This window comes from Comamonas sp. E6 (assembly GCF_001010305.1).
In the GTDB taxonomy this organism is placed as follows: Bacteria; Pseudomonadota; Gammaproteobacteria; order Burkholderiales; family Burkholderiaceae_C; genus Comamonas; species Comamonas thiooxydans.
Genome location: NZ_BBXH01000028.1, coordinates 30,778 through 43,239, shown reverse-complemented (window position 1 = coordinate 43,239; position 12,462 = coordinate 30,778). Strand labels below are relative to the sequence as shown.

9 protein-coding genes are annotated in these 12,462 nt (G+C 60.2%); 3 read left to right on the top strand and 6 right to left on the bottom strand.

The window, feature by feature from the left end; genetic code table 11:
* Window positions 1-31 precede the first annotated feature (31 nt).
* A complete protein-coding gene (locus tag CSE6_RS22180; RefSeq protein WP_034381030.1) occupies window positions 32-265 on the top strand; it encodes a hypothetical protein in 234 nt (77 codons plus the stop codon).
* Between the two features lie 165 nt (window positions 266-430).
* Here the strand turns inward: CSE6_RS22180 and CSE6_RS22175 are convergent, their stop codons facing one another.
* Entirely contained in the window at window positions 431-1,312 is an 882-nt protein-coding gene (locus tag CSE6_RS22175; RefSeq protein ID WP_059441512.1) for a LysR family transcriptional regulator, read from the bottom strand.
* Between the two features lie 51 nt (window positions 1,313-1,363).
* Between CSE6_RS22175 and CSE6_RS22170 the strand changes: the two genes are divergently transcribed.
* Window positions 1,364-2,302 carry a DMT family transporter gene (locus CSE6_RS22170; protein ID WP_059441511.1) on the top strand — a complete coding sequence of 313 codons (939 nt, stop codon included), beginning with the start codon at window positions 1,364-1,366 and terminating at the stop codon, window positions 2,300-2,302.
* Window positions 2,303-2,383: 81 nt separating this feature from the next.
* Window positions 2,384-3,016, top strand: a complete 633-nt coding sequence (locus tag CSE6_RS22165; protein WP_059441510.1) for a LysE family translocator — start codon at window positions 2,384-2,386, stop codon at window positions 3,014-3,016.
* A 164-nt stretch (window positions 3,017-3,180) separates the two neighbouring features.
* Here CSE6_RS22165 and CSE6_RS22160 read toward each other — a convergent pair whose 3' ends face one another.
* From CSE6_RS22160 to CSE6_RS22140, 5 genes are all read right to left on the bottom strand, one after another.
* Window positions 3,181-3,444: a hypothetical protein gene (locus CSE6_RS22160; RefSeq protein ID WP_238585774.1), complete on the bottom strand. Its 264-nt coding sequence runs from the start codon at window positions 3,442-3,444 to the stop codon at window positions 3,181-3,183.
* Window positions 3,445-3,566: 122 nt separating this feature from the next.
* Window positions 3,567-4,514 carry a bifunctional helix-turn-helix transcriptional regulator/GNAT family N-acetyltransferase gene (locus CSE6_RS22155; RefSeq protein ID WP_059441530.1) on the bottom strand — a complete coding sequence of 316 codons (948 nt, stop codon included), beginning with the start codon at window positions 4,512-4,514 and terminating at the stop codon, window positions 3,567-3,569.
* Window positions 4,515-4,992: 478 nt separating this feature from the next.
* Window positions 4,993-8,262: a hybrid sensor histidine kinase/response regulator gene (locus CSE6_RS22150; protein ID WP_083994793.1), complete on the bottom strand. Its 3,270-nt coding sequence runs from the start codon at window positions 8,260-8,262 to the stop codon at window positions 4,993-4,995.
* Window positions 8,263-8,293: 31 nt separating this feature from the next.
* On the bottom strand, window positions 8,294-9,511 hold the full coding sequence (locus tag CSE6_RS22145) for an EAL domain-containing protein (protein WP_059441509.1): 1,218 nt from the start codon (window positions 9,509-9,511) through the stop codon (window positions 8,294-8,296).
* 2 nt (window positions 9,512-9,513) lie between these two features.
* Window positions 9,514-12,345 carry an ATP-binding protein gene (locus tag CSE6_RS22140; protein WP_083994792.1) on the bottom strand — a complete coding sequence of 944 codons (2,832 nt, stop codon included), beginning with the start codon at window positions 12,343-12,345 and terminating at the stop codon, window positions 9,514-9,516.
* Window positions 12,346-12,462 lie beyond the last annotated feature (117 nt).

Sequence of the window (12,462 nt, the reverse complement as noted above, 5' to 3'; positions counted from 1 at the left end):
AGTGTCAAGTCATAGGCTGGAAATTTTCAAAATGATCGATTGGGTCCCTGTAATCTTTGTTACGTTCAAGGTTCTCATCTTCGGCGCGTGCATGTTCTTCGCCATCAAGTGGCATTACGACCAAGGCAAGAAGGGGATGGACAGGCGCGCGCTGCTGCGCACGGGCGGCAAGGTGGCTGCCGCCTTCATGCTGGCGCTGTTGTGTGTGCTGCTGTTCACCTTCGGCCTTGCCAATATGCTCGGCATGGACTTGAGCCTGCCATGACGGCGAAGGCTGCTTGGCCGATATCCAGTCATGCAATGAACCTTGCATTCATCGCTCGGCCATGACTGGCTGCCTTATCGAAGATGGCAATCTGCCTTGCATGGCCTTTGCAGACTACCTTTGGCTCCAGGCATTCGGGAGACCACTTGCTTCGGATGACGAGGTTTATTCAATCGCCAGGCTGCCTCTGCTTTTCCGGGCCAGCTCGACAAAAGCCAAAGCAGCGGGCGAGAGCTTGTCAAAGCTCAGCGCGGCCAGCGCGATTTTCCGGCGACAACAGGGCTTTAGCGGGCGGTAGACAACACCTGCCGGGGGCTCGGGCAGAGCCAGGCGTGCGGTAATGGTGACTGCCTCGCCTTGCGCTACAAAGCCCATCATCGAGATGAGCTGCTCAAACTTGAACAGAGTTCTGGGTGAGGCGCCCTGGCTGGCCAAAAAAGCATCGATATGGGGGCCCGAGCCTGCGCTGGTACGGATAAAGGGCTGTCCATGAAAGCTCATGGCAGCAATGGCCGATTGGGACGCAAGGGGGTGCGAAGCAGGCAGCACCGCCACCAGCTCGTCTTCGGCCAGTGTCAGGGTGTCGAAGCGCTCGTCGGGCAAGACGACAAAGCCCAGTTCCACGCGCCGCTCCAGCAGCCACTGAACGACTGTGTCGTCCATGGCTTCCTCAATGTGCACCTCGACCAGGGGGTGCTTCTGCTGAAAACGTGCCAGGAGCTTCGGCAGCAGACGCAGCGACGAGGTGGCGCCAAAAGATGCGATGCGCAAGGTGCCCCGGGCAATGCCATGCTCCGCATCGGCTTCCTGCTGCAATGCCTCTTTTTGCTGAAGGATGTCATTGGCGCGGCTCAGTAGCCTGGCGCCCACTTCGGTCAGTGTTGCCGCTGCTCCTTCTCGCTTGAAAAGCGCGACGCCCAGCTCTGTCTCCAACTGCTTGATGGCATGGCTGACGCCGCTCTGGGAAATACCCAGCACACCCGCTGCGCGAGAGAAGCTGCCGACTCGGGCGAGCGCTGCAAAGACTTCGAGTTGCGTGAATGTCATGAGCTTTTACTCATTCGACGATGAATACTGATTATCAGATAGTAACGTCTCATGAACACATCACGAACTTCCACCCATTTGGGATTGATCGGCATGGCTGCCCTGTGGGGCGCCTCCTGGCCCTGGGGGCGCATCGTCGCGCAAGCCATGCCTCCGCTGGCTGCGGCCAGCCTGCGCTTCTTTCTGGCTGGTCTCCTGCTGGTGCTGTGGCTGTACCGCAGCGGGCGCATGGGTGCATTGCGTGCCCTGGGACCTCGCCAATGGGCGGGTCTGGCCTGCGCTTCTGCCGTGGGCGTGCTGGGCTACTCCGTGTTCTTCTTGCTGGCACTCAAGACCGTGCCTGCTGGCAAGGCGGCCATGGTGGTGGCGCTCAACCCGGTCCTGACCATGCTGTTCGCAGCGCTGCTGTTTCGTGAGCGCGTGAATGCCATCATGTGCCTGGGCTTGGGGCTGGCCGTGACGGGCGCCCTGTATGCGCTGAGCGGCGGTGCTTTGGGGGAGCTGGTGTCTTCCTCGTCCGGCATGGGAGAGTGGCTGCTGCTTGGCTGCGCTGCATGCTGGGTTGCCTATACCCTGATAGGACGCATTGTTCTGTCCCGCGTGGATGCGCTGACCACGACGACGGCAACCGCACTCATTGGCGCTGGACTGCTTCTTATGGCCAGCACTGCTCTGGAGGGCTCGTCCGCCTGGACTGGCCTGGCAAAAGCCCCTGCCGTCGCCTGGTACAGCGTTGTGGCGCTGGCCCTGGGCGCTACGGCATTGGCTTACGCCTGGTACTTGAAGGGCGTCCAGGAGCTGGGTGCTGGCGCCGCAGCTGCGTATATGTCACTGGTGCCGCTGTTTGGCATGCTGCTGTCCAGCGTCTGGCTCGGAGAGCCCATTACCAGCTCGCTGCTGGGTGGCGGCGCTACGGCCATCTTCGGCATGTTGTTGATGAATATCGGGCGCATACGACTGGAGAGAGCGTCTCACTCTGCGGCTGCCTGATTCGGGTCGAGTGCTGCTGCTTTCGGCCAGGAGCAGACCTCGACTGATATATTCAAATGCAACAACACTTAAGAAACCATCATGCCTGGCTTTGAGAATTGGCTTGCTTTCGGCCTTGTTTCCCTTGGAATGGTCCTCACTCCAGGACCGAACATGGTTTATTTGATTTCCCGATCGATATGCCAGGGGCGTGTCGCCGGGCTTATCTCCCTGGGGGGAGTTGCTCTTGGTTTCGTGTTCTACATGATGTGCGCGGCACTGGGCATTACGGCGATCGTCATGGCGGTACCCTATGCCTACGATGCGTTGCGCATTGGCGGGGCTCTGTACCTGATCTATCTGGCATGGCAAGCCGTCAAGCCGGGCGGCCGCTCTCCGTTCGAAGTCAAGAACCTTCCGCAGGACGGCCCAAAGAAGCTGTTCCTGATGGGGTTCCTGACCAATCTTCTCAACCCGAAGATCGCCGTGATGTATCTGTCCCTGCTGCCTCAATTCATCAACCCTGAACATGGCAGCGTGCTCTCGCAATCCCTGGTTCTGGGCTTCACCCAGATTGTGATCAGCGTCAGTGTGAACGCCACGATTGCCATGCTTGCAGGATCGATAGCAGTATTTCTTTCCGGCCGTCCGACGTGGATCCTGGTCCAGCGATGGCTGATGGGAACGGTTCTCGCCGGCTTGGCCGTTCGGATGTTGACTGAAGCAAGGAAATAGCACCTTGCCGAACCACCTTGGGACGTATTGCGACAGTCACAGATTGACCATATGCGTCCTGCCATACCTATCGGAAACGGTCACTGGGAGATGAAGCCATTGGCAACGGCGATGCTCAACAGCCAATCGGCGTTCAGCATCGTCGAACCTTACACGCCCACCCCTTAGAAGCGGTAGCGCGCTGTCACCAGTACATTGCGCGGATCGCCGTAGACACCCGTGCCGTAAGAGCCCAGACCCGGCATATAGGTCTTGTCGACCAGTGTTTGTCCATCTCCTAGCGTGCCATCAGTCCCATCACGGCATAAGAAGGCTGGGTGGCGCGCCAGTACGGAGCGCTGGGCTGCTGGTAATAGGTTTCGGTTTGCCAGGTGATATTGCCACCCACTGTTCTTTGCGGGGCCGCCGCGCCAATGGCTCTGTGCCATCGCTCCATTCACGGTGGGGCGCTACATTTGCAACATGGCTCTCATGGCGCGCAAAGAAATCGCCATAGCAGCTTTGCCGCCTGCTGTCGGCCAGGAGCTGTCCTTAAACCGGCAATGAAATTTCAAGTCAAGCGAACGAGTTGCTGCTCGGTAACCGTGCTTCCCCATTGCGCTCCTTGTTCCTCCTTGTGCAGCTTGAAGCCAAAAGACTCATACAGCTTGCGGGCGGCGTCCAAGCCTTTGAATGTCCACAGATGGACTTCACGGAACCCGCGTATGTCGCAGAATGTCATCGCTTCTGTCATCAACTGCCTGCCGACACCGCTACCGCGACAACCATCGTCCAAGATGAACCATCGCAGATGGGCTCTGTTGTCGCCCAGGTCCTGGCCGTCAATCGCGAGCGAGCCAACAATTCGGTCATTGAGCAGGGCGGTCCATACCCTATTGCATGGCTCGTTCAGCCGTCCGGCGAACTCTGCCGCACCAGTCGCGACCTGGCTCTCGAAAAACTGCCCGAAATTGGAGTGCTTCGAGTAGAACGCCGCATGCATTTCGGCAATGCGCCCAACCAGTCCGGGGCGATATCCTGCGCTTATGGTGATTGGGCTTTGCTGCTTTTCCGCCATATTCAAGCGATGGGCTTTGAGCGCTCCTGCATATGCAGACAAGCCCTGCGCAACCGCCTGTTGCTGGGAGCGATTGAGGTGCTGAAACGCAGCTTGCACCTGCATCTGGCCATAGGAATGAATCTGCCTGACCGTGCTGCGCCCCTGGTCCGTCAACTGCAGTAGCTTGAAACGGCCATCATCGATAGCAGCCACCTCCTTGATCTCTCCTGCTGCAACCAGCTTCGCAAGCATTCGGCTGACGCTTGACTTCTCCAACCCCAAAAGCGGCACAAGTTGAACCGAGGTTATGCCTTCATGGGCGTCGATTTCAAGCAATGCATGCACAGCCGATGCCGAGTAATCCGTTGCGGCCAGTGTCGGCTGCATGAATCCGAGCTCTCTTACCAGGGCGCGGGAGTCGGCTCGAATCGAGTCAATTTCAGACATGGTGTTGGTCATTTGTGGCGTCATGCAATCAGTATTGGTTGCAATATACAACCATATGGTTGTATAGTACAACTGATTTTTGACGCAACCTCGTCTGAGTGGATTGCTGCCGATGGCAAGGCCCAGCATGCCGGTCAAGGCTGGTAGGAATGCCCGGATGTACAGGACGATGCCTTTGCGCATCGCAATGCGGTGATCGGCCCATGTGGGCACATGCGGCGCATCGGAGGCAAGCTTGGGAAAAGCGGTAGTGGTCATCATCGGCTCGTCGAGGGGACGATGTTGCCTGCGCCTACGCCTGAGCGGCAGCTCAGCGATCTGCACATCCGGGCCGCTGTTGCCATCGATTCACGGAGCCGGGCCGCGCACAACGGCAGGCGGTGGCGTAGTCACGTCCGGGATCGGGGCGGTGTGGCGCAGCGCAGCGCAGAGCGCAGTCGTAACAGTCGAGTCGACTGCTGGCGCTGGCCTGCGGGGCGCCGCGTACCTGTTAGGCGGAAATGCTGCTTCTGACGATGTCCAGGGTTTCGTGCATGTCCTTGACAAGCAGGGTCAGCATTTCCCGTGACGCAGGAGTTTGTCCGTTGGACCTGATCTGATTTTCCAGGGATTCGGCTTGCGCAAGGAGATCCTTGAGCGCGACAGCAGAAAGACCTCCCCGTATCCTGTGCAACACGGCGAGCATGGCCGGGGCATTGTCCCCATTGGCGGACTCCTTGAGCGTGTCCAGGTCCTGGCTCATAGTCTGGATGAAGACCTCGCGGTACTTTCTGGGGATCGCGGCGGCGCTCGCCGAAGGGCCGCGCCTGGGATTGCCTGCGGGGTGGTCCGAGCCGCTTGGCAGCGGGGCTTCGGCGCTGGCTTTCGCATGTGCGCGCAAGTGCAGCCAGAGCGATCGCAGATCGATAGGCTTCACTAGCCAGCTATTCATGCCGGCAGCCCTGCATCGAGTCTCCTCTTCCTTCATGGCATTTGCCGTCACGCCAATGATGGGCGTGGACACGCCACGCTCGCGCAAGCTGCTGGCCAGCTCATAGCCATTCATGCGCGGCATGTTCAGGTCGGTAAGCAGGAGATCGAAGTTGTTGATGCTCCATAGCGCGAGGGCATCCACCCCATCGGGGGCGACGGTTACCTGGCAGCCAAGCTGTTCAAGCTGGTCGCGCAGCGTGATCTGATTGATCGGATTGTCCTCGGCAACAAGAATATGCAGATTCAGCGGTTGATCGGGCGGATGAGCGGGCTCTGGTGAAATCTCCAGCTCGCCGCTCACCAGATATTGAATGGCGAATCCGACGCTGCGCACCGAGTATCGGTTTGCCTGCGGGGGGATGCGGCCAAAGTCTTCGTGTCCTCTGGCCACGACCCGCAGGCCAGTCCATTCCTCAAGATCGACCCGGTCATCAAGCATGACGTCCACGAGCACACCAGGCGACTCGCTCTCAGGATAGGCATGCGGGGGGAGGGCGTTCGCCTGAGCCCCCCAGCGTGTCAGCCACTGGCACAGGTTCTCGCTGAGTTCCTTGCGCGGGCTGCGCACATAGGTCGTGATATCTCGCAACTGGGGTGCAGAGGCCGCAGGCGGGCTACCCTTCTCAAGCACGAGATCCACGGAAAAACTGCTTCCCAAGCCGGGCTCGCTGGTGACATGGAGTTCACTGCCCATGAGCTTGGCCAGCTTGGCGGAAAGGGCAAGGCCGATGCCCATGCCGCCAACCGTATGCGCGCCGCCGTTGATCTGATAGAAGGGCTCAAACAGACGTTTTCGTTCTTCGGGGCCGATGCCCGGTCCGCTGTCCACCACCTGCAGGCTCAGCCGCACCTTTTCGTCCGGCAAGGATTCGGCGCGCATCCGGGTGATGACATGTCCGGCGCTCGTGAATTTGATGGCGTTGCCAAGCAAGTTGGTGAGAATCTGGCGTATGCGCGCTGCATCTCCGTAGACGCAGGCCGGTACGGAGGTGTCCACGCAGCTATAGACGACCAGGCCTTTTTGCTCGCCGGCCGGCGCGCAGGAGGCGACTGCACTTTGCACCAGCTCGCCGGGATCGAAAGCTACGGCCTCAAGTGCAAGCTGTCCCGACTCGATCTTGGTGACATCCAGGATGTCGCTGATCAGTTGCTGCAGAATGCCCGATGAATTCTGAATGTGGTCGATATGCCGGCGTTGTTCCTCGCTGAGTGGAGTCATGGCAAGAATCTCCAGCGTGCCCAGCAACCCGTACAAGGGCGTGCGGATCTCATGGCTCATTGACGCCAGGAAGGTCGATTTCGCCTCTACGGCCCGTTGTGCCTGCACCTTGGCCTGTTCCTGAGTGCGCTCCATCTCGGCTCGTGCGCTGATGTCCGCGAATGCACAGAGAACCACGTCCTGGCCCTTGTAGCGTGTCGGCACGAATCTCACATGCAAGGGGCGGCCATCCAGGCCCGGAATGCTTTCGATGCTTCCTGGTTTCGTGGTGCCCATGATCTGCCGGAGCAGGCCATTGGCTCCCGGGGTGTTGTGCAACTCAGCGTCGGCCCCTATGCCCAGCCACTGCGCCGCGAGCTCATTGCGGAAGGCGACCTTGCCGGTCGAGCGGTACAGGACGCAGAGCCCAACCGGGACGGTGTCAAGCAAGGTGAGATTGAATGCATCCGTTTCCTGCACGCCCTTGGCTGCGGCCTGCACAGGATTGGTGACATTCAGCCGATACCATCGCCGAAATCCCAATCCGCCCGCCAGAACGAGCAGCAATGCGCTCAAGGCTCCCACCGGCAGCCACGCGTGATTCTTGATGAAACTGCTGTAGCCGAGCAAGTAGACTGCGGTCCAATCGCCACTTTTGTCGGCAAGCCGGAGAGTCAAGCCTTCGGACGAAGCCTTGAAGCCGATATCGTCGGCAGCCGGAGGCCGTCCCTCGCCTATCAGCACACCGCTGTCGCGCCGCATCAGCCAGAAATCATCGTAGGCAGGCTGGAAAGAGGGGCGCTCCGATGCGCTGATTCGGTCTCGCGCGAACAGCGTCGCCGCATAGACACCGCCTGATGCACTGGGCTGCGCATCGTCTGCATCCCAAGGTCGGGGGAGCGGAAGAAGTCCAATCATCGCGCCGGGGAGATCGGCGTCTCGTCGCCATTCGATCGGTGTGTGCGAATCCTGCCTGGCTTTTTGCGGACTCTCGCTGGATGTTTGCTGCTGGATAGCCTGCACCACACCCAGGAACACTCGGCGCGTCAGGGGCGTATGGCTTGAGTCTGCTGCAACTGCCGGCACGCTCAGGCTGAACTGCCTGGCGGGCGAAACGACGAAGACGGGCGCGGCTGGAAACGCCAGATTTGCCCAATACGTGGAATAGAAGTCTGAAAGATAGGAGCCTGCCCCTGAGTAGACGCCATTCGTCACCGGGCAGAATTCGGCCCGCTGGCAAAGCAGGGTGAACGGCGTGGATGCCGCTGCGCGTTGGCCTTCGAAGAATCGCCAGGAGGGAGATTCGATGCCTGCGGCCGAGCTGACCGAAGTGCGTGAAGCCAGGCCGGCCCGTTCGGCCTGCTGACTTTGCATGCGCAGCGTGCGCAACATCTGCTCCTGGGCATTGATATTGCCCATCAGGAATGAAAAGTCCTCTTGAAGCTGCTCCTTTTCATTCTGCAGGATATGCAGGCCTAGCCAATACACGGCGCCAGCCAGCACAAGAGCAGCCGGGAAAACGCCGAAAAAAAGTGCTCTCAGGCGACTGGAGGCGGGCATCACCATTTTTTGATGCTTCTGTCGTGTCATAGGTGCTGCACGCTTGACGCGCGCTCTGGTTTCAATGTGGCGCAGATTCAGGGAAATGCAGCTTGGGCTCGTCAATCAGCAGCTCGGCGAATGCGGGCGCGTCGATGGCGGCCGAGATGAGGTATCCCTGGGCGCAGTCGCAGCCAAGCTGCCGCACGAATTGCAGATCTTCCATGGTTTCGACACCCTCGGCAGTCACCTGCAGGCCCAGTTGCTTGCCCAGTTGAACCGATGAAGCGAGTGCCGCGGCCAGCACTTCGTCGTCGGCGGCGCCACAAACAAAGGCCCGGTCAATCTTCAATTCGGTGAACGGGATGGAGATCAAGTTGTACATGGAGCTGTACCCTTTGCCGAAATCATCCTGAGACAGGCCAAAGCCACGCAATCGCAGGCGGCTGGCACCCATGTAGAACTGGCCGGCGTCCGTGCTCATGTCGTCTTCGAGCAGCTCGAACGTGACATCCTCTGTCGGCACGCCGGATTGGGTGACTATAGCGTGGAGCTCGTCCGGCAACTGTGGCTGATCCAGCAACGAAGTCGGCAGGTTGATCGATACCGGGACCCGGTAGCCCTGGCGTCTCCATGTCCTGTAGGCATCGACTCCATCTTCCACCATGCGCATCAGCAATGCGTGATCCAGTCCATAGTCATGCAGAGTTTTCAGGAAGGAGGCCGGCATCATCAAGCCGAAATCGCGGTGTTGCCAGCGAACCAGGGCTTCTGCTCCGACGATGCTCCCGGACAGCAGCGACTTCTTCGGCTGGAACCAGGCCCGGATGCTGCCATCGCGAAGCGCAGTCACCATGCTCTCCTTGTCCAGGACCCTGTCGTCGCATGCGGTCACGCTGGAGCGTTCTGCAGACGGGCGGCGCAACAGGTTCCTGATCATCTCGTCGATCTGCTCGCGCACGATAGGCTTGACGAAGGCGCCGATGACGGCGAAGCCGCGTTCCTTGGCCATCAGGCTGATGCTGTTGGCCATGCGGCGTGAGCATGCCGTGACAATGGCCAGGACGGGATTCAAGTCCTGGCGCGCAAGCTGGTCGATGAACTGGGCGCCGTCCATCAGGGGCATGTTGACGTCCATGACGACGACGTTGTAGCCCTGGTCCTTTATGCGCTTCAGGGCAACACTGGCGCTTTGCTCCGCGTCGACGTGAGCGAAGCCTGCTTCCTCCAGCATGTCTTTCAGGCGGATGCATTGAAAGGCGTGATCATCCAGGACAAGAACTTTGTATTTGGAAAGCATGGTCAGGTCAAATCCTCTACGTGGGTGTGCAAGGTTTGCGCCAGGGTGAGAAGTGGCAGGGGTTTGAGGAGCACCTGGTCCATGCCGGCCTCGATACCCAGGCGCGCGGCATCGGGCGCGGTGCTTGCCGTCAGGCCCAGGATGACGCCCTGGTAGTCCAGCTTTCGCAAGGCACGGACCAGCTCGTTGCCGCCCATCAGCGGCATATTCAGATCGGTAATGACAACGTCGTACTCCTGAGCGCTCCAGCGGCGCAGCGCCTCATGTCCGTTGACGACAGTGACTACCTTGCAGCCCAGATGCTCCAGCTGCTCTCGCAGGATGATCTGGCTGATGATGTTGTCTTCCACCACCATGACACGCAATCCCAGCGAAATCCGCTTGGCGTGGACCTTCGCGCTCAGTGGGCGCTCTATGCCATCCTGCGCCATCCGGACGGCGCGCCCGATGCTGACCGGATTCGTGGTGCTGGTGATGCTCAGCTTGGAGCTTGTCGACGCCAAGGACTCCTGGCCGGATCCGGGCGCCATGACGCGAACCCTCTTGTGTTTCCATGGCAGATCAGGCGGGGCCGGCGGCCAGGCCTGAACGAAGACGGCGTCTTTCGAGGCAGGAAGCTTCAGATCGCTCCGGTACGGCAGCGCGACAGCGCCCCATGAGCTCAACCACGCGCACAGGTTGGCCACGACTTCCGGGGCGGCGCCGTCGACATATACCGCGCGTTTGCGCAGAACCACAGGCGGGGCAGGGTCAGCCGCCGCGACATCCAGCGTGACGGCAAACGTAATGCTGGTGCCAAGACCTTTTTCGCTGACGACGGACAGGCTTCCGCCCATCAGGTCTGAAAGGCGCCGGCAGATGGCCAGACCCAGCCCCGATCCGGAAATGTCCTCCTTGGCGCTGGCGTCGGCACGGAAGTAGGGCTCGAAGAGCTGAGCCTGTGCCTCCGCCCGAATGCCGACGCCGGTATCCGCAACCTGAAACTTGAGGCGAACCCGCCCGGGCTGAAGATTCTCAGCGCTCACGCGCACGGCAACCCGGCCTGCTTCGGTGAACTTCACCGCATTGCCGACTAGATTGTTCAGAACCTGAAGTATGCGGGCGGAGTCGGCGCGAACCGAGGAGGGAACCCCAAGGTCGCAAAGCCCGTAGATCAGCAGTCCCTTGCCGTGCGCGCGCGCTGCAAAGTTCGCGACGACGCGCTCCAGCAGTTCCGCTGGCGAGACCTCGGCGATGTACAGCTCTTGCCGGCCGGCTTCTATGCGCGACAGGTCCAGGGTGTCGTTGATGGTGCGCAGCAGCGTCGCAGAGGACTGCTGGATCGTGTTCAGGTATTGCTGCTGCTGCACGTTCAATCCTGTCAGCGCCAGCAGTTCCATCGTGCCCACGATGCCGTACAGCGGCGTGCGGATCTCATGGCTGAGCGTGGCGAAGAACATCGTTTTCGCTTCGTTCATCTGGTCCGCGGCCAGCTTCGCACTTCGCAGCGACCGTTCGACCTCCTTTTGCACGGTAATGTCGCTGATGCCGCAAATGACCACGTCCTCGGATTGATAGGGCATGGAGGCGAAGGTCAGGATGACGCTGCGCCCGTCCCGAAGCTCGCACTCGCGGCTGCCTGTCCGGGTCGTGGCCAGACGGATATCCTCGCGCCAGCTATCGTGCTCTTCGAGCAGGCGCCTGGCAGCGTCGTTGGATACAAGCAGCCTCCCATCGGCCCGCCGCACAAGGCTCAGGCCGACAGGGGCAACTTCGATGATTTTGTTGTTGAGGGCCAGGCTGTCGACAAGAGCTGCGTATTGGCGCAAAGCCGGAGCCACCAGCTTTCTCTTGATGTGACGCACGGCGAGCAAGACGATGACGGCCAGCACGACCGCTACGCCTCCTGCCATCCAGAAAGAGTGGGCACTACGGGCCAGGACATCTCGCATCGGGACGTAGTAGACGAGCTTCCACTGCGCTTCGCCCACCGATTTGACCAGCACGAGGTTCTCGGGCAACCACGTGCCGCCCTGGAATCCGAAAGAGTCCTGGGCCAGCCGGCCCGAAACCGTATCGCCCATCATGGGCAGCGGGCCGCCGTGCAAGGTCATGCGGCTGTTGCTGTCGTAGAGCGCGTAGCTACCGCCATCGCTAGCGCATTCGGAAGCGATGACCGAGGCCACACCATCGACCTCCAACCCGATCCAGGTTTCTTCAGGGTGCGCTGCGTCCAGCGGGGTGAACAGGAAGATCCTGTCCATTTCATCCGTTGGCGGGCGCAGCCAGACGATGGGCGCACGGCTGCCTGCCTCAATGGCAGGCGCGCGTTCGGCCAGCGCTTTCGTAAGCCACGCTGTGGTGCCTGGCGACACCGGAGAGGGCCTTGCCGCCGTATCTGCGCCCAGGCGTTTGGCCGTGGAATGCTCCAGCGACAAATAGATGATGCGGGCGCGGGCCTGCTTGACGTCCGCTCTATCGTGCGGAGTCAGAACCAGGGCCCAGTCATAGCTGTTTTTGTCCGTCAGCAGCGGCGTGACGCTGATCTGGCGTGTTTCGCCGAATGTTTGCGGGGTTCGCTCGGGTGACATGTGGTTGGTGTTGCGCACGGACGATCCGGCGATCGATTTGAGCAAGGCTTCGCGCTGGTCAAAATAAAGCTGCGCGCTGTAGGCGGCAGCATTCATGCGCCGTCGGTGGTTGGAAACTTCTCCGCTGAATGCCCAGTACAGATAAAGCGCGGAGCCAAAAAGGATGCAGGTCAGCAGCGCTACAGCCAACAGATGAAGCAGCAGCATGGGCAAGCCGAGCGCGGTGGCGTTCAACCTCTCGGTAGGAGGGTTGGTCAAAATCATGCAAAGAATGATAGAAGTCGGGCACTTTCACAGGTCTAGGAAAATTCTTAAAAGCGCTCTCTGAAAAACAGGGCGGGGAGAATCGGGCCGCAAATTGCCGGCGCAATCCAGTACCGC